Source organism: Aeoliella mucimassa, from assembly GCF_007748035.1.
GTDB classification, from domain to species: Bacteria; Planctomycetota; Planctomycetia; order Pirellulales; family Lacipirellulaceae; genus Aeoliella; species Aeoliella mucimassa.
Genome location: NZ_CP036278.1, coordinates 6,454,782 through 6,480,357, shown reverse-complemented (window position 1 = coordinate 6,480,357; position 25,576 = coordinate 6,454,782). Strand labels below are relative to the sequence as shown.

At 60.5% G+C, this 25,576-nt stretch carries 19 protein-coding genes; 8 read left to right on the top strand and 11 right to left on the bottom strand.

Annotated elements, in window-relative coordinates:
- Positions 1–190 precede the first annotated feature (190 nt).
- On the top strand, positions 191–2,374 hold the full coding sequence (locus Pan181_RS25365; RefSeq protein WP_145251728.1) for a coiled-coil domain-containing protein: 2,184 nt from the start codon (positions 191–193) through the stop codon (positions 2,372–2,374).
- A 31-nt stretch (positions 2,375–2,405) separates the two neighbouring features.
- Here the strand turns inward: Pan181_RS25365 and Pan181_RS25360 are convergent, their stop codons facing one another.
- Entirely contained in the window at positions 2,406–3,695 is a 1,290-nt protein-coding gene (locus Pan181_RS25360; protein ID WP_145251726.1) for an ATP-dependent 6-phosphofructokinase, read from the bottom strand.
- Between the two features lie 116 nt (positions 3,696–3,811).
- Here Pan181_RS25360 and Pan181_RS25355 point away from each other — a divergent pair, with 116 nt between their 5' ends.
- Together Pan181_RS25355 and Pan181_RS25350 are read left to right on the top strand one after the other, a co-directional pair.
- Complete coding sequence (locus Pan181_RS25355) at positions 3,812–4,504, top strand: hypothetical protein (protein WP_145251724.1); 693 nt, start codon at positions 3,812–3,814, stop codon at positions 4,502–4,504.
- A gap of 74 nt (positions 4,505–4,578) precedes the next feature.
- Positions 4,579–5,475 carry a hypothetical protein gene (locus Pan181_RS25350; protein WP_145251722.1) on the top strand — a complete coding sequence of 299 codons (897 nt, stop codon included), beginning with the start codon at positions 4,579–4,581 and terminating at the stop codon, positions 5,473–5,475.
- A gap of 188 nt (positions 5,476–5,663) precedes the next feature.
- On the opposite strand, the gene Pan181_RS25345 is transcribed toward Pan181_RS25350, so the two are convergent.
- Complete coding sequence (locus Pan181_RS25345; RefSeq protein WP_145251720.1) at positions 5,664–6,227, bottom strand: 2Fe-2S iron-sulfur cluster-binding family protein; 564 nt, start codon at positions 6,225–6,227, stop codon at positions 5,664–5,666.
- A gap of 214 nt (positions 6,228–6,441) precedes the next feature.
- Here Pan181_RS25345 and Pan181_RS25340 point away from each other — a divergent pair, with 214 nt between their 5' ends.
- The 3 genes from Pan181_RS25340 (at position 6,442) to Pan181_RS25330 (ending at position 9,502) form a co-directional block, all read left to right on the top strand.
- Positions 6,442–6,669: a hypothetical protein gene (locus Pan181_RS25340; protein WP_145251718.1), complete on the top strand. Its 228-nt coding sequence runs from the start codon at positions 6,442–6,444 to the stop codon at positions 6,667–6,669.
- 154 nt (positions 6,670–6,823) lie between these two features.
- Positions 6,824–8,797, top strand: coding sequence for an ABC transporter ATP-binding protein (locus Pan181_RS25335; RefSeq protein ID WP_145251716.1), 1,974 nt, complete (start codon positions 6,824–6,826; stop codon positions 8,795–8,797).
- Between the two features lie 447 nt (positions 8,798–9,244).
- Positions 9,245–9,502, top strand: a complete 258-nt coding sequence (locus Pan181_RS25330) for a hypothetical protein (protein WP_145251714.1) — start codon at positions 9,245–9,247, stop codon at positions 9,500–9,502.
- 12 nt (positions 9,503–9,514) lie between these two features.
- On the opposite strand, the gene Pan181_RS25325 is transcribed toward Pan181_RS25330, so the two are convergent.
- From Pan181_RS25325 to Pan181_RS25315, 3 genes are all read right to left on the bottom strand, one after another.
- Positions 9,515–10,516, bottom strand: a complete 1,002-nt coding sequence (locus tag Pan181_RS25325) for an AAA family ATPase (RefSeq protein ID WP_145251712.1) — start codon at positions 10,514–10,516, stop codon at positions 9,515–9,517.
- A complete protein-coding gene (gene pnuC, locus Pan181_RS25320) occupies positions 10,491–11,093 on the bottom strand; it encodes a nicotinamide riboside transporter PnuC (protein WP_145251710.1) in 603 nt (200 codons plus the stop codon). The genes Pan181_RS25325 and pnuC overlap by 26 nt, the downstream gene beginning before the upstream one ends.
- A gap of 132 nt (positions 11,094–11,225) precedes the next feature.
- Positions 11,226–13,043 (bottom strand): alpha-amylase family glycosyl hydrolase, encoded by a 1,818-nt coding sequence (locus Pan181_RS25315; RefSeq protein ID WP_231943704.1) that lies wholly within the window; start codon positions 13,041–13,043, stop codon positions 11,226–11,228.
- A gap of 240 nt (positions 13,044–13,283) precedes the next feature.
- Here Pan181_RS25315 and Pan181_RS25310 point away from each other — a divergent pair, with 240 nt between their 5' ends.
- Positions 13,284–14,459, top strand: coding sequence for an endo-1,4-beta-xylanase (locus tag Pan181_RS25310; RefSeq protein ID WP_145251706.1), 1,176 nt, complete (start codon positions 13,284–13,286; stop codon positions 14,457–14,459).
- Between the two features lie 25 nt (positions 14,460–14,484).
- On the opposite strand, the gene Pan181_RS25305 is transcribed toward Pan181_RS25310, so the two are convergent.
- From Pan181_RS25305 to Pan181_RS25285, 5 genes are all read right to left on the bottom strand, one after another.
- Complete coding sequence (locus Pan181_RS25305) at positions 14,485–16,146, bottom strand: tetratricopeptide repeat protein (RefSeq protein WP_145251704.1); 1,662 nt, start codon at positions 16,144–16,146, stop codon at positions 14,485–14,487.
- A gap of 84 nt (positions 16,147–16,230) precedes the next feature.
- Positions 16,231–17,631 carry a sulfatase family protein gene (locus Pan181_RS25300; protein WP_197528709.1) on the bottom strand — a complete coding sequence of 467 codons (1,401 nt, stop codon included), beginning with the start codon at positions 17,629–17,631 and terminating at the stop codon, positions 16,231–16,233.
- A 77-nt stretch (positions 17,632–17,708) separates the two neighbouring features.
- Positions 17,709–18,851 carry a GNAT family N-acetyltransferase gene (locus tag Pan181_RS25295; RefSeq protein ID WP_145251700.1) on the bottom strand — a complete coding sequence of 381 codons (1,143 nt, stop codon included), beginning with the start codon at positions 18,849–18,851 and terminating at the stop codon, positions 17,709–17,711.
- Between the two features lie 333 nt (positions 18,852–19,184).
- On the bottom strand, positions 19,185–20,597 hold the full coding sequence (locus Pan181_RS25290) for a BBP7 family outer membrane beta-barrel protein (RefSeq protein ID WP_145251698.1): 1,413 nt from the start codon (positions 20,595–20,597) through the stop codon (positions 19,185–19,187).
- Between the two features lie 293 nt (positions 20,598–20,890).
- On the bottom strand, positions 20,891–21,673 hold the full coding sequence (locus Pan181_RS25285; protein WP_197528708.1) for a class I SAM-dependent methyltransferase: 783 nt from the start codon (positions 21,671–21,673) through the stop codon (positions 20,891–20,893).
- A gap of 208 nt (positions 21,674–21,881) precedes the next feature.
- Between Pan181_RS25285 and gap the strand changes: the two genes are divergently transcribed.
- Positions 21,882–22,901 carry a type I glyceraldehyde-3-phosphate dehydrogenase gene (gene gap / locus Pan181_RS25280; RefSeq protein WP_145251694.1) on the top strand — a complete coding sequence of 340 codons (1,020 nt, stop codon included), beginning with the start codon at positions 21,882–21,884 and terminating at the stop codon, positions 22,899–22,901.
- A 167-nt stretch (positions 22,902–23,068) separates the two neighbouring features.
- Here the strand turns inward: gap and Pan181_RS25275 are convergent, their stop codons facing one another.
- Positions 23,069–25,549 carry a beta-L-arabinofuranosidase domain-containing protein gene (locus Pan181_RS25275; RefSeq protein WP_145251692.1) on the bottom strand — a complete coding sequence of 827 codons (2,481 nt, stop codon included), beginning with the start codon at positions 25,547–25,549 and terminating at the stop codon, positions 23,069–23,071.
- Positions 25,550–25,576 lie beyond the last annotated feature (27 nt).

Below are 25,576 nucleotides of genomic sequence, written 5' to 3'. Positions count from 1 at the left end.
CCGGGCATAAATTTGGGCGGTTAATCCGCGCAGCCCCTACAGGTTGACCTAGCAGCAAACCGTTTTTTGACCCCTGCCAGAGTCCGGCGTATATACCTGCGTAGAGATTCACTTTGCCCAAAAACCAGGGGGCCAGCGCACAACGTGCACTTTGGCCGCCGGTGCAACTGGAAGGCCCGCGTAACCAGGAATGGAAACTCCTCTTTCTCCATCCGACTGCCCAGCCGAGGGCAACACACGCGACGCGCTCAGCGAACTGAGGCTGCGTGCGCAATCGTCGTTGGAGAAGCAGCGCGCTCGCATGCAGGAAATCGAGTCGTCGTTCACTGGCAAACTGCAGGAAGCGGCCGAACAACTCGCCGGCGAACTGGCCGACCAATCGGGCGGCGAAGCCGATGCTTCGGTGAACGAAGCCCGCGAACAGCTCGATCAACAACGCGAGGAACTCGACAAGCAACGCGAGGAATGGGAGTCGCAACTCTCGGAGACCGATGCGGACCTCAGCCAGCGAATGGACGAGTTGGATGCCAGGCTGGCCGACATCGCCGAGCAGGAAGCCGCCTGCGAAACAAGACAACACGAACTGACCGCGGCCGAAGAGGCCCTGCGAGTCGAACGCGAAGCGTTTGAGGAATCCAAGTCGCAAGGATCCGAAGCTTTCGAATCGCTGGAGGCTGAGCGTCAGGCAATCGAAGAGCAACGCCAGGCGGTCGAAGGCGAGCGGGGTTCACTCGACGAACAACGGCAAGCCCTCGACTCCGAACGCCAGCAGCTGGAAGAAGCGCGGGCCGAGTTGGAAGCGAGTCGCGAAGCCTGGAATCAAGAACGCGAATCGGCCTCGGACGAAACCGACCAACGGGTCGCCGATCTGGAAGCCGAGCTGTTCGAGCTGCAAGGCCAAATCAACGATGAACAACAAGCCCGCGAGCAGGAGTCGCAGCAACGCGACGAACTGCAGGCGGCTGTCGACTCTACTGCCCAAGAGCTGGAGCAGGTTCGCAACGAGCTGAACGCCGAACGCGAAAAGGCGGAAGGCGAGCAGAGCGAGCTGAATACCGAGCGGGAAGCATTCGAAGCGGAACGCAACGAGTGGAATGCCGAACGGGAGAAGTTCGAAGCCCAGCGCAATGAGTGGAACGCCGAGCGGGAGAGGCACGAGGCAGAACGCAACGAATGGCAGGCGTCGCTGGCCTCGTCGTCCGACGAGCAGTCGCAACGCATTGGCCAACTCGAAGCCGAACTGCACGAAGCCCGCGAGCAACTCAGTGGTTTGCAGGAACAGAGCCAGTCGACCGATTCCGAGCGTGAGCAACTGCTCAGCGATCTCGGTGGCAAGGACGAGGAAATCAAGAACCTGCGGGGCGAGCTCGACTTCCTGCAAGCGACGCTGGACGAAGAGCGACACTCCTGGCAGCAAGCTCAGCAAGCGGCCGCCGACGAGCAGGCCCACATGGCCGAGACCCTCGAGAAGGTGTCGCAAAAGCTGGCCGCGGCCGAAGCCAACCAGGAACCCTTGGACGAGATCCAAGGCAAGTTCGAGTTGGCCCTGCAAGACGCCCGCGAACTACGCGAACAGAATGCGAAGCTCGAACAAGAGCTGGAACGCCGTCCGGAGCAGAGCGCCGAAGAGTCGGCCGAGCTGATCTCGCTCCGCGAACAGCGCGACGAATTGAACGCCGAGCTAGAGCAGCTGCGCAATCAACCGCCGCAGGTGCTGGAGCCCAGCGACCAGGACTTTGCCGACCTGCAACGCCGTTTCGAAATGGCGGTGGACGACGTCCGTCAGCTGCGAGCGGAGAAAGAAGAGCTTGAGCAGAAGCTCGCCAACAGCAGTAGCTCCGGTGGTGGCAGTGTTGGTTCGGGCGCGGAGAAGTGGGAAGAACTCAAACGCAAGCTGCTGATGAGTCTCGAGGAAGAGTCGGGTGAGCTTTCGCCGGAACGCCGCGAAGAGCGAGCCTCGATCGAACATACGATTCGCATCACCGACGACGTGGTCGCCTCGAAGGATCGCGAGATCCACGAGCTGCGCGAGAAGATCGAGTCGGGCGAGTTGGTCGCTGCGGCTGCTCCGGTAGAGCACTCCGACGACGTGCAAGCGGCGGTCGACTCCGACGCGGTTATTCAGCAGCAGCGTGCCAAGCTGGCTCAGCTCGAAGAAGAGCTTAACGATAAGCTCCGCGAGGCCGAGTTGGAACTCTCTGTCGAGCGTGCGAAGCTCGCTCGTGAGCAGGCGCAGCTCGCCGAATGGCGGATCGAGCTTGAGTCGCTTCGCGACTCGCTGCCTAACAACACGGGAGGTTCCTCCTCCGATGGCGGCGGTGGCAAAGGCCGCGGGCGTTGGTTCAGCAAGCTTGGCCTCGGCGGCGACGATTAGCCCTCTCGGTCGGCACTCAAAGTGTAACCGCTTACCATTTGTCCTGTCCGGTGATCGCCAGCACGGTGGTCCACATCTCTTGCTCGGGATCGATGCGTTTAATCTGCCCGGTGCTGATCGACAGCGGTACGTGCACGGTGTGATTCTGCCAGAGCCCGACAAACATGTCGGTCTTGCCAGCCATAGCGGCGTTGGCCGCTTGCCGGGCTAGTTGCTCGCAGAGCAGGCTGTCGGCGGCGTTGGCCGCCACGCTGCGGATGTGGTAGCTGGGGTCTAGGTACTTGACGCTAGCCGGCGTGCCGCGGGTGGCAAAGTAGTTGTTGATCTCTTGCTTGAGATACAACCCAATGTCGCCGAGTTTGCGATTGCCCGACTTGTCGTACTCGTCCCCTTGGCGGGCAAGCAGGTGCTGCCCTGCCCCTTCGGCGACGACGATCACTGCGTGACTGCGAACCGCGAGCCGCCGCTCGAGTTTGGCAAGCAAACCGTGGTCGCCTTCAAGTTCGAAAGGAACTTCGGGGATGAGCGTGAAATTGACCTCGCCGCTGGCGATGGTCGCCGCGGCCGCGATGAATCCCGCTTCGCGGCCCATCAGCTTTACCAGGCCGATGCCATTGGGAACGCTGCGGGCTTCGACGTGAGCGCAGTCGATGATCTTCTCGGCCTCGGATACTGCAGTTAGAAAGCCGAACGTGCGGTAGCAGTACTTGATGTCGTTATCGATGGTTTTCGGGATGCCGACAATCGCGATGTCGAGTCCCCGCTTTTGCGCTTCGACAGCCATCGCGTGGGCGCCCTTCTGAGTGCCATCGCCGCCGATGCAGAACAGCATGTTGATGCCTTGTGACTCAAGGAAATCAACGGTCACCTTGGGATCTTGCGGACCTCGCGAGGTTCCCAGGTGAGTACCACCATGGTGATGAATGCGTTCCACCATTTCGCTCGTCAGTTCGAGCGGCGGCAATCCTTGCGAGGGGTTCAGGCCTTGGTAGCCATAGCGAATGCCGAGTACGGTTGGCACGCCGTAGCTGGTTTGCAACTGATAGAAGAGGTTGCGGACCACATTGTTCAGACCGGGGCAAAGTCCCCCGCAGGTCACGATTGCTGCCTTGCTTTTTGACGCATCGAAGTAAACCTTCTTGCGGGCTCCTGCTTTTTCGAACCCCAGTTCGATCACATCGTCGCCTTCGAGGTAGTCGATGTTGTACAGCACCCGAGCGGCCTCGGGCGTGAATCGAGTGGGGATTCCGTCGAACAACAGCGGCGAGTCGAGCTGCGGCTCGCCCAGGGTCGAGATTGCGAGGTCCGATTGTGTTAGCATAGTCGTAGCCTTAGATTGTCGCGCTTGCCTGACACGCCCAACATACCAACGAACGTTCGGTCGTGCGAGCGTCGAAGCCCCCCGCCCCCCTGCCCTGCCCCCCGCGGTCTGCTGCTGTGAATTACTTCTCCCACGCCCATCGCTGGCTCGACCGCGACGACTGCGACCCCTACTGGTTGGCCGGCCTGGCGGTGCCCGATTGGTTGGGCGTGGTGGCTCGGCGGACGAAATGTCGCACCAAGCACGTGGAGTCGGAGTTCGACTCGAACGATCCACGGCTGGCAGCCCTCGCCCGCGGCGTGGCTCAGCATCATGACGACGATCGTTGGTTTCATGAGTCGCGAGCCTTTGTGGAGTTGAACCTCCAGTTCAGCCAGGCGATCGTCGAAGCGTGCGACGAGCGGACCGATCTGCGGGCGGGCTTTCTGGCTCACATCGTGGTCGAATTGTTGCTCGACGACGTACTGGTCGGCGCCGAGCCGGAACGTTTGGATCATTACTATCACTTCATGTCGCAACTTGACAGTGAGTGGGTCGCGGGCGAAATCGCGCGCATGGCTGGCAAGCCGGTCGGGCGGCTGGCCGAGTTCATTGAAAAATACGTGGAGCTGCGTTTCATTGCCGACTATGCCGAGGACCGGTTACTGTTGTTTCGGTTGAATCAAGTGATGAGCCGAGTGCGGCTCGAAGGGCTGCCCGATTGCTTTGCCAAGCTGCTGCCTGGCTTCCGCGAACAGATTGCCGAACGTGCAGGCGAGCTGGTGCTAGCACCGCCTGCAGCGCGAACCTTTTGGCCCCCCAGCGCGTAATTTCAAACAGCGAGTCGGCAGGCGAACTGCTGGCGTTCGCAAATGGAAACACATTGGGGAACGGAGGACGAATCATGTTTGCAGCCACTGGCGCGCGAGGGGCCCGCGCGCAGGTTCTTTTCTTGGGGCTCGCGTTATCGGCCACCGTTGGCCGGGCTGAGCCACCTGTTGTTCAATTCGATCTACCTGGCGAGCTGGTTGCTCGCGACGTGATCGATGCCACGGTGCCGAGCGCTTCGCGCTTGGTGGAAGTCACCGTGCCGGTTTCGGTACGTGTTGCTCGTGGCAAAGTGAGCGATGTGCGGGAGGTGACCATCGAGATCGATGGTGCACCGGCCGAAATCGCTGTGCACGACTTTGCTCCCCAAACCACGCTCGGCAGCGAGCTGGCGGAGGATATCAAAGTGACCACGACCACCGAACATTCCAAAACGTTCAACGCTAGTTTGGGAGGTCAGTCGCCGATTCCCCTGGGTGGGGTAACCGCCCAGGTGACTCCGACGCTAACTTCCACGAACAACAACGCGACCAAGGAAACCGCGACCACCAGTCGGTACGCACCGAAAAAACCAGTGGTGGTGAGCGGAACCTTGAACGCCGGACGTGGGGCGTTTTTTCAAATGCGGCCTTCGTCGCAAACCACGCTCGAAGGACAACACGCGTTGTCGATCGTGTTTCGCGTGCCCGACGATTGGACCGGCGGGCCGCTCGAAGTGCGGTGCTGGGCGCGGGGCGAGCGGCAGATTCTGTGGTTCGACCAGCCGCAGGTTTGGGGTAGCACGCGGCGCGCAGTAACCGTTGCGGCCGAGCCACCTTGCCCCCCAAGGTCGTTTGCCAAACGGCATGTGGTTGCGAAGCAACCCACAACCGACCCCGGCGAGAACTGGGTGCCCGACATACAAGTGTCGCATCAACGTGCGAAGCACGAAGGCGAACTTGCTGCTAGCACTCCAGCGGAGGCGGATAAGTAATCCACCGTAAACGCAAAAAGGCCGCACCAGCACGATCCATCGCGCCTTGGTGCGGCCTTGAGCGTGATTCCGTTCACGCCGTGTGGCAGGTTTTTAGCGGAGCGCCGAATCCGGCACAACACCAATCTCCACACAGTTTTTCTTTTCTGGTCTCTTGCCTCTATGCTCTCTCGATTCCGACCCCGTAATTAATAGGGGCCAATCGTGGGAGGCTTGTTGAGGAAGAAATCGCGCGGACCACGTGTGGTGTAGTACGGGTACGCCACTTGGGCCGACGACGGACCAGGGTTGAAGTTATAGATGGCATCGGTGCGTCCCGCGATGGGGCCCCCGACCATGGTTCGCAATTGCTGGCAGCAGACACATTGTCCCTGACCACCACAACTGCAGCGGCTCATCAATTCGCGAGCACGATCGCGACAGTTGGCCAAGCAGCCACCACCATTGCAAGCGTCCTGGCAAGTTCCACAGCAGCCACCGTTGCAATCAAGCACGGTGCTGACGCAGCCATCGACCACGCCGGCGCAGCTGCCGCACATTCCGGCGCCACAACCTTGTCCGTAAGGCACGTCGATATCATTGAGGCCGATCGCCGGCTGGTCGTAACCAGCACGTTGGATGGCCGGGCGCGGTGCCGAATTCGAAACCGCCATGTGCGAAGGCATACCGCCTTGCGAGTGAAGTCCATTGATGGACGAGCAGCCGATGCTGCTCACGGCGCATAGCAGCACCGCGGCAAAAATGCGAGTCATCGAGATTTTCCCCCCTAAAAGCGAAAAGGGCGCGCAGGTGAATTCTGGATCGTGCGCCCTTGTTTTCCGTACCACTGGTATCGGCGGCACAATCCCTACACTCCAGGAATTTGCCCCGAGGAACCACCAGTGGTCATAATCTGGTACAATGAAGTGACAGCAATCGCTGAGATTGTGGGCCATTTTCTGTTTTACCAATGCTTGCCAAATTCCCATGTCGGACGAAAATCCCACCCCGCAGCAATCGCGTGGACCCCGTTTCGGGATCGGAGTGCTGTTGATGGTCACCACGCTGCTGGCGGTCGCCTCGGCGGGCATGGGTGGTCTGCTCCGTGGTACTGACCAGCGGGCGTTTTTCGTGATTTTCGTCAATGTGACTCCCGGCATCGTGCTCTTGCTCGTAGGTCTTCAGAAGCAACTCTCGCGTCGTCGCCGACGCTAGCACTGCCAGCAGCGTTGCTATTTTGCCAGCAATTCGCTGCTTGATCGCCCGCGTCGATCTTGGTGGAACCGGCCAACTTTGTTAAAAGCACCTGCATTCCCTGCAGGCTTTGCCTTAGCAGTCGCTTCCCCGCCTTGCTGATCGACCCCTCAACATGTCTAGTTTTCGTCGTGTGCTGAAACTCGCACTTCACCATCGTGTGAATGTGGTCGCTTGTATGATCACGTCGCTTGTCGTTGCCGTGCTTTGGGCGGGTAGCCTGACAGCGGTGTTTGCGGTGGTCGATATCGTGATGCAGGACCTCTCGATTCCGGAGTGGATCGATAACCAGGTCGACGACAGCCAGCAGGCGATCGTCGCTGCGGATGCCGAAATCGCAGCGCTTAGCGCCGATCCTGAGGGCAACCGCCTGGCGATTCAATCGGCCGAGCTCAATCGAACGCTTAACGAGCAGCGGGCAGAGAAATTCACCTGGCTCTCGCCGGCTGCGCATCGCTGGTTGCCAGCGACTCCGTACAAAACGCTGGTCGTGGTCTGCGCGGCCGTGATGGCGAGCATCCTGGTCAAAAGTGTATTTCGGGTGCTCAACATGGTGATGGTCGCCCGCCTGGGTAATCGGGTGGGTTTTGAATTGCGGAAGTTGTTTTACGATCATTTGCTTAGCCTCGATATGACCGCCTACAGCCATCAAGGCCGAGGCGACTTGATGAATCGCTGCACGACCGATCTCGACTCCATGAGCCGCGGCGTGCAAACCTTGTTTGGTCTGGCGATTCGTGAACCATTGAAGATGATGGCCTGCTTCCTCGGCGCGGCTTACATCAACTGGCGGTTGTTGCTGCTGACGATTCTCATTGCTCCTCCTTCGTTCTATTTGATTCGCTTGTTGGCCAAGGCCCTTAAGCGGGCGAACCGCCGGGCGATGGAAGAATTGTCGAGTATCTACGAAACGCTCACCGAAACCTTGGCCGGCATGAAGCTGATCAAGGCCTTTACGACCGAAGATTACGAACGCTCGCGGTTCGACCGTTCGGCTCACGTGTACTATCGCCGGCAGATGCGAATCGCGACCTACAACTCGCTGGTCAGTCCGGTGACCGAGACGCTCGGCATGGGCATGATTCTTATGGCAGTGCTCGCTGGTGGTTATTTGGTGTTGGGTGGGCATACGCATCTGTTTGGTATTCGTATTAGTAACTATCAGCTCACCAACGGGGCGATGAGCGCGTTCTTCGCCATGCTGGCTGGCATGAGCGATCCGGCTCGGCGGCTCTCCGGCGTGTTCAACGACCTGCAACAGGCGTCGGCTGCGAGCGATCGCGTTTACCAAGTGCTCGACACCGAGCCGAAGACCCAGGACCCGGCTAAGCCGAAGACACTGCCGAAGCTCACGCAGGCGCTGCGGTTCGAGAACGTCACCTTTGGCTACAACGAAGACAAAATCGTGCTCCGCGAGGTGAACCTCGACGTTGCTGCGGGCGAAACGATTGCCATCGTCGGAACCAACGGCTGCGGCAAGTCGACCCTGCTGCAACTGGTGCCGCGGCTGTACGATCCGAACGAAGGTTGCGTAACCATCGATGGCATGGACATTCGCGACGTGCGACTTCGTGAGCTACGTTCGCGAATCGGCATTGTTTCGCAAGAGACCTTGCTGTTCAACGACACGGTCGCGGCCAACATTGCGTATGGCACGACGAACGTCACGCAGGAAGAAATCGAAGCAGCCGCACGCAAGGCCCACGCCCATCAGTTCGTGACCGAGAAGCTGGCCAACGGTTACGACACCGTGGTCGGCCCCGGCGGTAACCGGTTGAGCGGCGGCCAGCGGCAACGCATCGCTTTGGCGCGAGCCATTTTGCGGGACCCCGAGATTTTGATTCTCGACGAAGCGACCAGTCAGATCGACATGGAGAGCGAACACCTGATTCATCAGGTGCTCGAGGAGTTCACGCAGAACCGCACGACGCTGATCATCACGCATCGCATGAGCACGATTTCGCTCGCCGATCGGGTGGTGGTGATGGACAAAGGCCAGGTGCTCGACGCGGGGAGCCACGAGTTGCTGCTCGCCCGTTGCGATCTGTATCGCCGGTTGTTCCATCTCGATTATCGCGAGAGCGCCTAAGCCGCGCGCACCCCTCCCGAAGTGCTGCGCACCAGTCGCGTGTTGCTCGGTTTCAAATGCCCCCAAAACCCGGAAAACGATCCGTGGGGGCAATTCTTACGTCGCACCGATATCGCGTAACGTGAGCTGTGGTCGTGACTTGCGATCAGGGCTGTCGACGTAAGTGGTTTTCAATTGCCCCCAGGGGTGGGGCACAATACCACGGCTCGCTGCTGAGCCAGAAACGCCAGCCAGGAAAGTTTGGTTGTCAAAGAGCGGTATGAACGCATGTTCATATATCCATTAGACCAACCTCACGGCGGAAAGCAAGCATTATTTTTGGCCACTTGCAGGGGGAGAGGTCGTTGTGTTCACGGGGGATGGTCCATTCGCATAGCGGGCCTTCTATAATGCCTGGGGGAGAATTCTGACCCCTATTGCATCCATTACCGTTGCGGTGAGCGCGTTATGAAACAGTCCGGACAATGTCCCAAGTGTGGTTCGAATCACGTGATTGAAGACGCCAAGGCGATCGATCACTACGACTACGGCGTGCAGCAGGAGATGCAGGTGGGGGTCGATCGCAATCCGAATGCCTGGATTTTCAAAGCGCAGGCCAAGTCGGCGGTGTCTGCCTGGCTGTGTGCCGAGTGCGGCTACGTGGAGTTCTATGCCGACGATCCGAATACGCTTGCCAAGGCAGTGCAGGAGGCGAAGGATCGCTAGCGAGCGGCTCGCTTACGCATTCAGGCGTGTGTTCCACTTGTCGTACATCGCAAGCGTCCGCTGCACTTGTTCGATGCGATCGGCCAGCGAACCCCGCAACAACACGTAAGGCCTACGAAGGCGATGGAGCTCGCCAAGCACCCGCCGCTGCATGATCGCCCGGTTGGCTTCGCCCGACCGATCGTCGGTGTCGTCGTAAGGGATGTCGGTGTCGCACACGAGCGCAAGGTCGTAGCGCTGCGGGGTGTGGTTCGCTAGGGTGCGGAGCGCGGGATGGGGCTGGCCGTGGTAGTAGCCCGCGAACACGGCCGTGGTGCTGGCATCGGTATCGACGAAGAAGTACTCGCGGGCGTCGTGGGCGAGTTGCTCCTCTCTCTCGCGATGACCGACCGCGATATCGACCAGTTGCTCGGGAGTGAGTCGCCGCTGCTGCTGGTGGGCCTCCCAGTATTCGCGGCCATACTCTGGCATCCACACGGTGCGAAACCGGTCGGCGAGCGCCTGGCACAACGTGGTCTTGCCCGTGGAGGGTGCCCCCAGCAGCACTACCCAGGTGACCAGGTCGCGATAGACCAGCGGGTCGACAAACTGCCGATGGTCGTACGGCGACTCGCGAATCGCCGTGGCCGAAATCGGCACCTGCTGCCGCGCCTCGTCGACCCGGCAATCGTGGGCGCCGAGCGCTCGGCTGACGTGCGCTCCGTAGAACTCGCTGGAGTAGAAGTTGGCGATCGGCCGCTCGGCGAGGGTTCGCAGGATGTACTGCTCGTGCATCGCTTCGATTTCAGGCGTGTTGCCCACCTGCATCGGACCGTCCCAGCATTCGATCACCTCAACACTGGGATAGAGTTGCCGAATCCAATCGGCCCGCACGCCGAGCGGGATCGGGGTGAACTCCGGCGCGTCGTAGATGAGCACGACCACCGAGTCGTTCTCGCGGAGCGCCCGCTCGATGATCGCCTGGTGTCCCAGGTGCAACGGGGCAAACTTACCCAGCGTCAGGCCGGTGGTCATCGCAAGGCTCGGTGGTTGAAGATAATTGCCAACTCGCTCGCCAGGCCACGTAGCCGGTGATCGCCATGCACAGGAACACCGCGTACAGGCCGGAGGTGAGCAGGAGTTGTTTCTGGTAATAGACGCCGATGGCGACGATGTCGACGGCAATCCAGTAGCCCCACGATTGTAAATGCTTGCCGGCCAGCAACCACTGGGCGACCAGGCTGGCGACCGTGGTAAAGGCATCGGCATACGGGAGCGACGCGTCGGTCTGCGAGTGCATGAACCAGCCTAAGCCGACGGTGCCTACCGCGACCACGGCCATCCATCCGAAGTTCGCCTGGTGCGAGATCCGCGTGACCGGCAGCGGGTTGTCGCGCACGCCGCCGCGGAGCCAGTGGTGCCAGCCATACAGTTGCAAGCCGACGTAGATGACTTGCAGCAAGGTATCGGAGTAGAGCTTGGCCTCGGCGAAAATGTAGATGTACAACACCACCGAGATCAGCCCGGTCGGCCAACAGCCGATGTGCTGCCGAATGGTGAGCCATACGCAGACAACGCCGAACAACACGGCCGTAGCTTCGATGAGAGTCATGGCTAAGGGGGACGCCTGTGCCTGCAGTGATTGGTGGTATGGTGCGAATATACTCACCAGGGGAGTGCAGGCACAGACGTGTGGACGTTTTCCCCCGTCGCCGCCTGAGCCTTCTCTGTTGGTTGAATGGCTCTATTTGTCGGTCGGTTTGTCCTCGGAGAAGACCAGGATGCCATACGAGGCAAGCTGCAGGGTCGCGCTGTAGGGCTGACCGTCGTAGGGATGTTCTTCCGCGACCAGGTCGACCACCTTGGTGTTGTCGAAGTCGTCGCTGTAGTGGGTGCTGTCGCTATTGAACCGCAGCTTCCAGGTGCCACCCCGCGGCAGGCCGATGCGATAGTCGGTGTGCTCGTTGGTCGCGAAGTTGGCCACCACGATCACGTCGTCGCCGGGGCCCCCTTCCTTCCACCGGCGGAAGGCCACGACTTTGTCGTTGTCGTTCAGGTGATGCACCTCCACACGCTGACCAGTAAGGCCGGCGGTGATGCCGGTTTTGTTCAATCGCAGGTGAATCAGGTCGCGATACAAGCGAACGATGCCGCGCCATTCTTTCTCCTGATGCCAATCGATGGGGCGGGTGTCGTCGAACCAACCGGTGCGAAGGAACTCTTGGCCTTGGAACAGCATCGGAATGCCAGGAGCGGTGAGTACCATGGCGCTCGCCAGCACGGTTCGCTTTTGGGCGTACCAGCTGTGTGGGTTTTTTTCGTCGATCTCCGAAGGGACGCGCGACTTGCCATTGGCTACTTCGTCGTGCGACTCGCTGTAGATCACGCGCTCGAACGCTGAATAGTTGAACTTATGGCACAACGCGTTGTGCACTTTGAACATCGAGCGATATTGGTCTTCCACCTGCTCGACCACGTCGCGAATCGGGTGCACGAACTCCGCATCCCACTGGGCGTTGAAGCCGGCCCCGCCCCACTCCTTGGGTTTGGTGAGCCAGTTGTTGTTCCGCATGTCTTCGGCGATGATCAGCTTGCCAGGGAAGCGGGCGTGCAGGTCGCTATTGATCCACTGGGCCAGCGACCAGCCTTCGGGGATCGAGGTGTCGTCGTTGCCATTGACCGATCGCATGTACAAGGTCATGTCGTAACGAAGCCCGTCCATGTGGAAGTCTTCGAGCCACATCACTGCGTTGTCGTGGATGAAGCTACGTACTTCCTGCCGCCCGTAATCGGGGCGGCTATCGCCCCAAGGGGTTGAGCTGCGCCAGTCGTTGTAGAAGTAGATGCCCCCTTTGTTGTTTTCGCTCCAGCCATCGAATTGCCACAGGTGCAAATCGCTGGGGCCAAAGTGGTTGTAGACCACGTCGAGAATGACTGCCAAGCCATGTTGATGGGCGAGCTTCACCATTTGCTTCAAGCCGTGCGGGCCGCCATAGGCCGACTCGACCGCGTAAATGTGAGCGGGGTTGTACCCCCACGAGTAGTCGCCGGCGAACTCGGCCGCTGGCATCAGCTGAATGCAGTTGATGCCAAGGCTGCGAAGGTATTCGAACTTGCGACTAGCCGACTCGAACGTGCCTGGCTTGTCTTTGGTATCGCAGCAAAAGGTGCCGACGTGCATCTCGTAGATGACCAGTTCGTTGAACGGATACATCTTGAACTTGTCCCCTTCCCAATCGAAGTGGGGATCATGCACCACGGAGTTACCGACCGAGTTGGTCACCTCGCGGCACCGGGGATCGATGCGGCTAAGTTTCATATCGCCGTTGAAAATGAGGTAGCGATACTCGTCGCCGATCTCGGCTTCGGCGACGTTCGCGTACCAATGGCCGTTGTCTTCGGCTTCCATCATCGTGGCCGACTCGTCCCAGTGGTTGAAGTCGCCAACCAGCGCGACGCGCTCCGCGTTCGGTGCCCACACTCGAAAGGCGACCCCTTGGTCGTGCGGCAGGCATCCCATTCCGACAATTTTTGCAGCGGGTTTTTCCAGAGTGATCGGCATGGCAGTTTCCAACAAAATGATTCAGGGAACGCTTCGCGGCACGACTCGCCGACGAGGACGAACCACCATAAGCACTTGCTGTGCCAAATCGCGGAGGTTCCGGAGGCACTTAAATTCAAGGCATAAGCGAACGCAGTGATTCACCACGGTCGCCCGAAAAGGGGACAGCATTGGAAGCGCGACGATCATCGGCTGATCGCCGCGCGATCAGTCCCCATCGCGGACACGACCCCGTTTATAATGCACGAGCTAGAACTGTTTCGGCCGACCGAGCTAGCTGCCGGTTCGGCCTACGAGCTTCGAAAGGGTGTGACGAAGATGAAGTACTCCGCGTTGTTTGCCTTCTGTTTGCTCTGGCCTGCGATCGTTGAAGCGGTGGAGCCTCCGGTCCCCAACGGTCGCCGGTTGCGAGAGATCGTTGCCGAACGCTATCCCGATGGGCAGTTCTACATCGGCGGAACCACCGGCTGGCAGAAGTACCAGCGCGAGCCGGGCGTGATTCTCGATCGCGAGTTCGACTACGTGACCCCCGAGAACGACTTCAAGCAGTCGACGATTCACCCCGCGCCGGACGTCTGGCGGTGGGACCTGGCCGACGCTTGGATCAAGCACTGCGCCGACCATCAGCAGGCGTTGCGCATCCATGGACCGATCAGCCCGCAAGCTTCCTGGTGGGCGTGCGACGACGACCGCACCGCCGACGAGTTGCGGCAGAACCTCGTGGAGTACACCACCGCGCTCTATCAGCGGTACGACAAATACGAGCAAGTTAAGTGGTTCGACGTGGTGAACGAAACCGTGCTTGGCGACGGTAGCTGGCACGGGCCGAAGCCGGGTAACAATCATTGGGAGTGCCCTTGGCCGAAGATCGGGTACGACGAAAGCCATCCGCTGCGGCCGCCGCTGTACATTAAGCTCGCGTTTGAGATTGCCAACGAGCACGCGCCGAACACCAAGCTGATTATCAATCAGCATGGCGAGATGGAAGACGCGATGTGGGACAAGATCAAGGCCTTGGTTCCGTATCTCCGCGAGCAGGGCCTGCGGGTCGATGGCATCGGCTGGCAGGCGCACATTCACGTGGGCTGGGAGAAGAAGCCGGGCAACCTCGAGAAGCTCCGCGCACTCATCGACTGGGCGCATGCGAACGACTTGGAGTTCCACGTGACCGAAATGAACGCCTGGCTCACGTCGACCAACCGCGATCTCGACGCCCAGGGCGAAACGTTTGCCGCCGTGGTTCGCGTGCTGCTCGAAAAACGCGACACCGGACTGGTGACCTGGAACGTGTGGAACATCAGCGACCGCGACGCGTTCGAGTCGCATCTGAAAAAGGAAGGTTGCTTGTTCGATCGTGAGTACCAGGCCAAACCAGGGTACTACGCGATTCAGAAAGTGCTGGAAGAAACGAAGTAGCGCCTAACGTGCGATGCTGCGCAGCCTATTCGTCAAGCACCTTCAGTCGGCAGTAGCAGGAGCGATTGATCGTAACGTCGGCCCGCTGGCACGAGGCTTCGAGATCGTCGACGTACTGGGCTGCTTCGCGCTCCTTGCCTTGCTTCACGAGCGACTCGACTAGGCCGTGCAGCGCCCAAGGATTCTTGGGATGCCGGGCGAGGTCTTCGCGATACACCGCTTCGCTCTCCGCGTAGTGACCTTGCTCGAGGAGCAGCGCGCCGAGCGCATGGCGGGCGGGTTGCATCCAGCCCCATGGTTCGTCGTAGTTCAGCGCGTCGTCCCGGCGGACCGCTTCGCGGAGGTGGGCGAACGCCTGATCGTACTCCCCTTTGCGATAGGCAATCTCGCCAGCGACCATCGCCTCGGCGATGCCAAGGATGTCGAGCGAGGTATTCTGGAACAGCAAACTCGACTCCGGCACTAGCTTCACTGCTTCGAGAAACTTTTGCTGCTCGGCTTCCGCCTGCTCGACTCGCTCGGTCGCCGCGTAGGCGAGCGTGCGCGCGTAGAGTCGCACCGCCCGCGACATCGGCAGGTACTCCGGCGGGGTCGGCTCGTTCAGGATGTCGTCCCAGCGGCCGAACCGAACCATCACGTGAAACGTGGTCGGCATGAACGCATCGAGAAAGTCGACCTGCTCCTTGAGCATCTCTTCCGGCACCTGCTGGTTGATCGCCCGCGCGGCCGCGAGCGCCTGCTGGCTCTGACCATCGAACATCGCGCCGTAGACCAGGAAGTGATAATTGTGCAGTCGATAGAGCGAGAAGAAATTCAGTGGCCCCTCGCGGTCGAGAAACACTTTGTCGACCTCAATCGCTTCGCTGTTCGACTTCACCACGCTCGCGTAGTCGCCCACCAGCACGTCGATGTGAGTCGGCATGTGCACCAGATGCCCACTGCCCGGCACGGCGGTGCGGAGCCGATTCGCGGCTGGCAGCGCCTTGCCTGGAGTCGGCGAGGCTTCCATCACGTGCACGTACATATGGCACAAGCCCGCGTGATTGGGCTGCGCGGCCAGCCCTCGCTCGATCACCTCCACGATCGTCGGCGTCTGCTCTCCTGGCTTGCCATCGACGCTCCAGTGTTTCCACGGTTGCAGGTTCATGAGCGACTCGGCGTACAACTCGGCGACGAACGGGCTGTCGCCATGCTCGGCGTAGGCCTTGGCCATCGCGTCGGCGTATGCCTGGTTGAACGGGCCACGCTGGTCGAAATCCTCCGGCACGCTCTCGCCCGAGCGTTTGTCGATCGCTTCGATCACCATCCGCTCGAGCGGCGACGCCTGTTCCAGGTGCTCGAGCGAGGTCTTGCTCACGGAGTCGGCGGCGAGCATCGTATCGCGAGTAATCTCCATATTATTGAAGTTCGGCCCCATCGCGTACGCTTTCATGGCATACGCGATGGCCAGTTGCGGATCGAGGGCTACCGCTTTGTCGAAGCAGCGAATCGCTTCCTCGTGGTTGAAGCCATAGCACATCGCCAGTCCGCGATCGAACCAAAGCTGCGCCTCGCGATTGTCGGTGGAGACCTGCTGGTGGATCTTGCCGATGTTGTAGTAGTTGTCGACCAGCGGAGCGGGGAGTTCGGCGACTGCGACGCTCGAAAGGCAAACAGCTAGCGCCGCGCAGAGAGAGAATAACTTCACGATCCGACCCCAACAGTTCAAGAGAATAGAACGACCCCCAGTGGTTCCATGAACTTAACCGGTAATCGCGAATCGGGCCAGCAGTTAATTGGTTTGTTTTTTCGCAGGCTGCAACGCTTGGAGTTTCAAGTTCGCGCGATTTGCTTGCGGTGCGCCGGGGGTGCTGCGGCCTTGCTCCACGTACTGTTCGAGCTGGGTTTGCAGTCGGCTGGCGACATCGGGATAGTCTGCGAGCACGCTTTTCTGTTCGCCGAGATCGGCGGTGAGATCGAACAACTCGCGTTTACCATTTTTGTGAGCGATAAGTTTCCAGTCGCTGGAGCGAATCGCCAGATCGCCGCGATGCGATTGATGCACGGTACCGGTTCGCGTCGGCGTAGCAGTGGTTCCTAGCAGTGCTGGCAGCATCGAGACGCTGTCCTCGCCGGCGTTGTCGGGCAGGTCGTGCTGCACGATTTCGGCCGTGGTCGCCAGCCAGTCGTTCAGGCAAACCGTATGCCCCCAGCGACTGTTTGCGGCCACCTTGCCTGGCCAGCGGACCACCATCGGCACGCGATGTCCCCCTTCGTAAATGCTGGTCTTCGCTGCCCGCAACGGGGCGTATGGTCGACCGGCCGCGCCGTTGTCGCTGGCGACAATCAGCAAGGTGTTATCGGCCAGGCCTTTTCGCTCGAGCGTCTCGACGATCGCGCCGAGCATCGCATCGCCCTGATAAAGCCAGTCGCCGTATTGTGGATCGTTCCGCACCAGGTCCTTCGCCCCGCTGACTCCCACGTACTCCTCGGCAGGCACCACCGGCGTGTGCGGCGGGCAGAGCGGAAAGTACAAGAAGAACGGCGTCTCGGCCTGTTGCTGTTCGAGCCACGTGACGGCCTTCTTCAGCAGGAGTGGTTGGTTCTCGACCGGCTCCACCTGTGCGATCACCTGGTGTTGCTCGATGATCATGCCGATGTTGCGGGCGTGGGTGAATCCACTGAAGTAGTCGAAGCCCAGCTCGTTGGGGCCCTGGTCGATGGTCTCGCCGATGGCCGGCACTTTGGACTTCTGCGGATTCGCGGCGTGCCAGTCGAGACCCAAATGCCACTTGCCGACGCAGGCGGTGTGATAGCCGTGCTGTTTGAGCAGCGAGGCGAGCGTGAGTCGCGTGGTCGGGATGATCGGCTTGTCGAACGTTTGCAGCACGCCGAACTGACCTATCCGCCATGGATACCGCCCGGTGAGCAGACCATAACGCGTAGGAGTGCACACGGCCGACGCGCTATGGGCGTCGGTGAATCGCATGCCTTCGGTCGCCAGGCGATCGACATTCGGGGTGCGCAGGGCCGAGTCTTCGCGATAGCAGGGAGGCTGCCCCCAGCCGAGATCGTCGAACAACACGATCACGACGTTCGGCAACGGTTCTGCGGCCCGCGCTTCGTTCGATAGGCAAGCGACAGAACTGATCGCGAGAAGCAGCAGAGTACGCAAGGTGAGAACGATTGGCATGGCATGGTTTCCGGAGGAGAGGATACCGCACCAGTGTACCAGCGCGGCGACCACCATGCCTGCTTCCAACGGATTGGCTACTTCGCCCCGCTCATCTGCTTGGCCAACTCCGAACGCTCGAGCGAACGACGATTCCGCAGCCAGTGCCCGATGCGTAGCGCCTGGCAACGCAGTGCGTAACGCGGGGTGTGGGTCAGGCAGTACGAAGGTTGTTCGGAGGTTTGGAGCCGCTGCTTGAAGTCCTGATTGCCGAAGCCCATGTCGAGCGACTGGTCGCCGCGGTGACAGCTGTCGCGAAGCGAGAGGGCGAGCAGCGTGAGCCCTGCCCCGTTCAGCGACTGAGCCGCATCGTAGCCCATCCGCAAGCCGATGATGCGTCCGTCGCAGTGGTAGTTGTAATTGAATGCGACCGGTTGGTTGTCGACCAGTAGTAGATTGAGGTCGAGCATGCCGAGCCGCGCGGCCGCCGCGTGCGCGGCCCGATAGAACTCGCGATAGCGGGCATGGCACAAGGTGTTGCCGTTGGTCGAACCACACTGCCAGCTTTGCCGCGACACTTGCTCGCATTGGTCGTACAGATCCCAGCGGGGGTCGCCACCATGATTGGCGACCGACTCGGGGCGATACCGCACGTATTCGACGTTCGGCTGATTGTCGGCCCGACGCGCCAAACGTCGTAGCTCCTGGCGGGTCTTCGTGGATCGGCTCGCCAGATAGGTTTGCCAGCCGTCGGGGAACTCGATGATCGCCCGCGACTGATGAGTCTCCGCTTGCGCCGGCAGGCCCGCCAGCTTCAGGCAGCGGTCGGTTGCGGCCAGGTGGGCGGGGCTGTCGTCGACCCAGTCGAGCTGCAAGCGATCCCAGTTGCGCGGGGTGGTTGCCAGATGATTCATCGCCAGGGCCATGGTGAGCGCGGGGTGCGCTGCGAGCGGGCCGAAGGAGTTACCCCAACCTTCGAGCGGATAGCCAAGCGTGCGAATCGGACCGAGCTTGTGCCATTGCGTACGCACGCACAGCGGAACGATGCCGATCACCTGCTGGTCGACCGTGACGATCAGCACGCGAAGCTGCTGGTCGCGACCAAAGTGTTGCCAATAGAGGGTGAGCCAGTCGAGCGTTTGGAAGAAATGGGCATCCGGCGTCTCAGCGAACAACCGATCCCAATCGGCGCGATACGCCTGAAGGGTGTCGATATCGTTGATCTCAAAGACTTCGGCCATCTTGGATTCACGCGGGGATACGGCAGTTAGCAACACTCAGGGGGAGTTGTACTGCAGCACGCGTGCCAGCCGCGTTCTAGAAGTCACCAGGCGAGCCGCGGAGCCTGAATTCGGCGAGGATTCCACGAGGTTTCGGGAAGTGGCCAAATTGAATCACCCCAGCGAGCGATGTGGTCGCAACGCATCATGTGGCATAAAAACAACACGAGCCGAAGGCGCCGGGGGGCGGGGAGAGGTGGTCGCTCTACCCCGTTTTAGCGCGTTCGGCTCGGTTGGAAAGCAGCACAGGCTCTTCGCTGATCGCACGAGGGTGGTTCGTGCGACCGCTATACGCTAGAAGCAACGCTCGAGTCGCACGGTCGCTCCGTGCAGCAGCAGGCTTCCATCGTTGTCGATCACTCGCACGTCGTTGATGCCGCGGGTGTCGAAGTAAATCTGGTCGGTCGGCAAGGCAATGCCGGTAGCACCGATCATGCGATAGTCGGCACCCAAACGCCAGGCAGATCCAATGCGACGGGTGACGCCGACGCCGAACTCGCCAAGGAAGGCCAGGTCGTTGGTGCTGGTGTTCACTCGCATCGACTGGCCCGCGTTGGGACCGTTGTTGATGGTCGCTGCGCCGGCCGAGCCACCTTCGAAGTAGTTCAACTGGGCGTGGTTGTTGTACAGGCCTGCCTTGGCGATCATCTGCACGCACCAACGCGAGCCGACGTATCGCTCGGTAATCCCGCCGAGCTGGAAGCCGCACAGTTGGTTGTCGGTGGAGATCGCAATGCGATACTCGTCGGCGTCGCCATCGATCATGGTTTCGCTGGGATCCGATTCGAACAACAGCGATTCGCTGAACTTCAGGTACCGGAAACCAGTGAGCGTGCGGAAGTGCCAGAGGCTGCCGCACTGCGGCTGAGGCATGAGGAACACGCCGCTGGCTTCAAGGTTGTAGAGGTCCCAGCTACGAGTCAGGCGGTGAATCTGCGCGTTGTTCACGTTGTCGGCCGCGGTGGCACCGTCGCCCACTCCACCACCGGAGTAGTCGAGTTGGTCGTAGTTACGGATGCCATCGAGGAACCCAGGGCTCAGGTCAGCGCCGAGCTGTTGGGTCGACTCGTCACCTGGGAACAATTGCCAGTAGGTGACTTGCCAGCCGTAGTTCGAGCAGGCATCGAACCGCCCGATCGAGGCTTCGACGCCGGAGGAGAATTCCATATCGGCATCGGCCGCATCGACGTACTGATTCGCTTCGTTCGCACTGTCGTACGAAAACGTGTAGGAGTCCTGCGGTTCACGCGTGACGAACATCGCACCGACCGAAGCGATCCAGCGAGCTGTGATCGGAGGGGTGCAAGTCACCTGGCAAGGGACGTCGCACGCGGGATAGGTCTCGCAGCAGGCGTTGCCATACGCAGGAGCGACCGAGTCGTAGCTCGGCAGCGCTTGGTTCTGCATTTGCTGCTGCATCTGCATCTGAGGTTGGGGCTGCGGCTGCGGAACCGATTCGTACTGAATCACCGGAGCCACGGTCGGCGTGTTATTGGCCACGTGAGTGGACAAGTAGTTTTGCCAGTTAACGTTGCCACCGACCTGCGGTTGCGCAGGAGGAACGTTGCCATAGATCTGCGCGGGGGGAACCGTTTGCGCTGTGGGATACGACCCTTGGTACGTTTGCGGGTAAGGGGTTTGGGCATGAACTTGGGTAGCAGCGACCAGCAGTGCTGCCGCCACCGCTATGCTACTCAACCGTAACATGTTGTTTCTTCCGATTCTGTTTGGAGAGGGGGATTAGCTTCCACCGTGTGGAACAAGAACCCATCACGAGCACAGAACCCGCCGGGCCGTCACTACTTATCGTGGCAGTTACTACCCGCTCAGAAGGAGAATGCGTCAAAACCCCGCGATGCGGCTCAAGTCGCAGCACATCAGCCGGATAAGCGGGGCGGATTGCCTAGCCGGCAAAGTCAGACAGCGGGCCAGAAAGCACAGGCGCGACGTTGGTGTTCGCCGCTTATTTCGTGGCTATTTCTGGCAGTTACTTCTCGCAGCTATTTCTGAACTACGACGATCCACCCGTTCGCCCGCAATGCCGAGAAGCACCAGGGATGCTTGAGCGGGTGCCGGCGGGTGACTTCGAGCGGAATCCAGCGATGGATCTTGAACCCAGCCTTGCGGAGCAGGCCGCGTAGCTCACTTGGGCGAAACACGTGCAGGAACATGTCGGGCACGCCGCGATACTCGAAGTAGCGATCGCCGACGTCCGAGTGCTTAGAGAACGGCCCAGTGAGCAAGCTCTTCATCACCCACCAAGGCCCACCTGGGTCGTAGAGATTGAAATAGAAGTTGTGCACATGTAGCACGAACTTGCCACCTGGTTTCAACATGCGATGGGTATGCTGCAGCATCTTCAAGCGGTTCGCGTGACCACGGATCATGCCAAGCGTACTGAACAGACACATCGCGTAGTCGACTGAGTTGTTGGCCACCTGGTCGCTGGTGAGTTCCACCAGGTTGGCCTTCAGGCAGGTGATGTCGAGTTGCTCGCGGGCGGCCTTCTCGGCGACCACTCGGAGCATCGGTTCGGAGAGGTCGATCGCGAGCCCCCGATGCCCGGCGCGGACCAGCGGCACCAGCGCTCGCGCGGTGCCGCACCCGAGGTCGGCCACTAGTCCCGGCGGCTGGAACTGCTCGGCGAGCACGCCTTCATCAAAACTAAATAAAGAGTTGAAGGCAAAGTACTCATCATAATCGTCGGCAATACTATCGCGGTGCGTATATTCCCAGGTGCCATGCGACACGCCAGGTGGTAGCTGCCAGTGAGGGATTTGCATGTTCGCAGGGAGCGGAGGATTCGGGATTCGGAATTCAGAAAGCACCTGCATTGTACGCTGAGAATGCCAGCATGGGGTGTGACTCCGACCCTTTTGAGGCGCAGTCTCGATTACTATAATTGCTGGTTCGGAGCTCTTAGTAAGAAAACAGGCTTCCTATCCGCCGCGGGATCAGCCCGTGGCTCATCCATTTCGCAGGAGAACAACCATGGCTATCAAAGTTGCCATCAACGGCTTTGGCCGCATTGGTCGTCTGACCTTCCGCGGCCTGATCGAGCGCTCGGACGAGTTCGAAGTGGTCGCAATCAACGACCTTACCGACAACAAAATGCTCGCAACGCTTCTGAAGTACGACAGCACCCACCGTCGGTTCCCGGGCACCGTGGACTTCGACGACGAGAACCTGATCGTCAACGGCAAGAAGATTAAGGCCACCGCTATCCGCAATCCGGCTGAAGCTCCTTGGGGCGAGCTGGGCGTCGACGTTGTCGTCGAGTCGACCGGCGTGTTCGCCGCTCGTTCGACCGCCGAAAAGGCTGGTTACGACACCCACTTGGCCGCTGGTGCCAAGAAAGTGGTGCTGAGCCAACCCGCTAAGGACGGTGCCGACCTGACTTGCGTGATGGGCGTGAACGACGATCAGTTGACCCCCGACCTCAAGTGCATCTCGAACGCTAGCTGCACCACCAACTGCTTGGCTCCCGTGGCCAAGGTGCTGCAAGAGTCGTTCGGCATCAAGGAAGGCTTGATGTGCACGATTCACGCTTACACGAACGACCAAAACGTTCAGGACCTGCCGCACCAGGATCCCTACCGGGCTCGTGCTGCTGCGATGAACATCATCCCGACCAGCACTGGTGCTGCCAAGGCGGTTGGTTTGGTGATTCCTGAGCTCAACGGCAAGCTCACTGGTTACGCCATGCGTGTTCCAGTGGTCACCGGTTCGGTGGTCGACCTGACCGTGAACCTTGAGAAGAAAGCCACCCCGGCCGACATCAACGCTGCCATGAAGGCCGCTGCGGAAGGTCCGCTCAAGGGGATCCTGTGCTACACCGAAGATCCGATCGTGTCGACCGACATCATCGGCGATTCGCACAGCTCGATCTTCGCTGGTCCTTGGACCACCGCCATCAGCGACACCATGGTCAAGGTGGTGAGCTGGTACGACAACGAGTGGGGCTACTCGTGCCGCACCGTCGACCTGATCTCGAAGCTTGGCAAGATGTAATCTTGACCCAGCTCGGCTCCCCGAGAGCCTGTAAAAACCAAAACGGGTGTCCTTACCTCGGTAGGGACACCCGTTTTTTTGTGCGCTAGAATCTTTGCAAGATGGTCTGAAAGTACGAATACCCAGTAGGTATTAGTTCGACTTTGTCGTTGCGCGGTGGGCAAGTGCTAGTCTTCGAGCACTGGGAAGTAGACCACGCGGAGCTTCGTGGAGCCGAACGGAACCAGGCGTACTTCTTCGAGTGGCTCGCTGCTGGTCACGGGGCTGGTTGGTGGCTCTGCGGCATCGGCGTGCGATTGCGGGGCGGTGATGCCGACGTAGTAGCCTTGGTAGTTGTCGAGGCCATCGGCCGCTTCGCCGACGCGGAACAGCAGCCCTGCGTCCCCGCCGCCAGAGACGGTCACCGTGGCTTCGAGTGTGAACTTGCGGCCTACGTTTGATTGGTTCAGCACCGCCTTGGCGGTTAGGTGCTCGTCGACCGCAATCGTTCCCGAGTCGAACTTCCAGGCAGCGTCGTACGTGGTCCAGGCGTCGCTACCGCTGGCGACCGGCTCGCCATTCACGCGGATATCCTCAAAGCGGGCGGTCGAGCGATACGCCCGCAGGCCGATGCTGCCGCGGCCGAACTCGTTGTCGGAGCCGGCGAGCACTGGCTGCTCGGCGTCGTCGACGTACACGCGAAACTGCGGGCCATCGACTTCCACTCGTAACTTGTGCGGCTGATTGGCCGCCAGCGTAGCGGTTTCGCTCTTCAGGGGATGCCAGCCGTGGTTGCCGCGCCCCAGTACCACCTGACCCTTCGCCTGCTGCAGTCCCCAGCCAGAGAGCTTGCGGGCGTGGGCCTTGAGCACCACGGGAGCCGATTCCAGCGCCCACGGCACCTCGCCTACTTCGGCCAGGTCGACGCTCAGCGATTGCTCGGGCTGGTCGGCATCGATCTCGAGGGCGTAGTTCCAATCGCTCCCGGGGGTGACCGTGAACTCGTCGAAGGGACCCTGGTGGTCGGCCACGCGGTGCCATTGCTCGTCGAACTCCAACCCATAAGTCAGCGGGCCGCGCTGGATGCCGATCGAGTTGTTCACCCATCGCGAGGTGCGAATCGGCATCGGTAGCTCTAGTTTCACCGTGTCGTTGGCTTTCCACTCGCGATCGATCGTCAGGTACTGCCCCGGCACGGCCACGGCCAGTTGCTCGCCGTTGACCGAAACCTTGGGCTGCGAGCACCAGGCGGGAATCCGGACCATCAGCGGGAACTTCACCGGCTGCTCCGGTTCGACCGTCAGTTGAATCGTATCGCGGAACGGGTACTCAGTGGCTTCCACAATCCGCACCGACACGCCGCCAGCGACTTCGGCTTCTACGGTCGATGGGCCGTAGGCCACCGTGGCCAGACCGCCCTGGCTCGTTGCCGCCCAGAGCGACTCCACGAGCTTCGGCCAGCCCATGTGCCAGTTGTAGCAGCAACAGGGGAATCCGCTGTAAGGGCCAGGCATGATGCCGTTGTGGTAGTCTTGCTCGAACCCGTGTGGCGTATTCATGCACTGCACCTGGTTCTGCAGTTGGTAGTAGGTGATGCCAGTCAGGTCTTTCGTTACGTGCGCTGGGAGCGAGTTGTAAGCAACCTGCTCGATTTCGTCGCCGAGCGTGGCGTCGCCCAAAATACGAGCGGCCACGGCAGTCGACACAATTCGCTCGACATCCGCACACAGCTCGACTCCATCGGTGCTGCTGAGGCCCGAGAGCATCTCGGTGCCCGAAATTTGCCCGTCGATCCGCCCGTATTGGCGATTCAGATGCACCAGGCCCTTGGCGTACGCGTTGCGATCGGCCGCATGGTGCGACAACTGCCAAACCACCGGCGAGAACTTCAGCGCCTGGCTCACGTTGACGATGTGGTGCGGGTGAAACTCTTCGAAACGCCCATAAAATTGGTTGTCGGTAAAGATTTCGGTCCAGGGATAGGCTTGTTTCGCTAGCAAATCGGCAAGCTGCAGCAGCCAGGCTTCGCCGGTGAGGTTGTAGGTCCAGAGCACGATCTCGATGTTGTCGCCAGCGCGGGCGCGGCCCCAGTCGGTCAGCGGGCGATTCGGCAGGTTCGTAAGCTGATGGCGGAAATACCGCGTGAGGAACGGCACCACGCGCGTGTCGCCGGTCGCCTCGTAGTAGTCGCGCAGGTAGTACAGCACCACCATCCGCGGCCACCAGTCGTTGTTGCTATCGGGGCCGAAGAATCCGTCGTCGCGCTGGCTCGAGAGCACCCAGCTCACCCACTTTTCCGACCGCTCTTGCAGCTGCTTGTCGTCCAGCGTGTACGCCAGGGCGATCAGGCCCTTGGTGTAGTAGGGAGATTTCTCCCAGCCCTCGCCCGAGCCCCCCAGCCAGCCCGAGTTGGCCTCGAGGGCGTCGTACAGCTGCTCGGCCGAGCCGGTGAGTCCCTCTCGCTGCAGCTCCAGCTGGCGGAGCAGCCAGCCCTGCGGGCGGACACTGCCGATCGGCAGCCGCACGAGCGGGGTTTCGGCCAATGGAGCCCGATTCGCGACCGGTTGCCGGTGCGACGGTTGGTCGGCCAAGGCGGGGGAAGTCGCCATCTTCGAGGCCAGGAGAGTGAGTAGCAACAGTGTCGAGAACTTCATGGTGTATTTCATCATGGCAATATGATAACAGGTGTCAGCAGA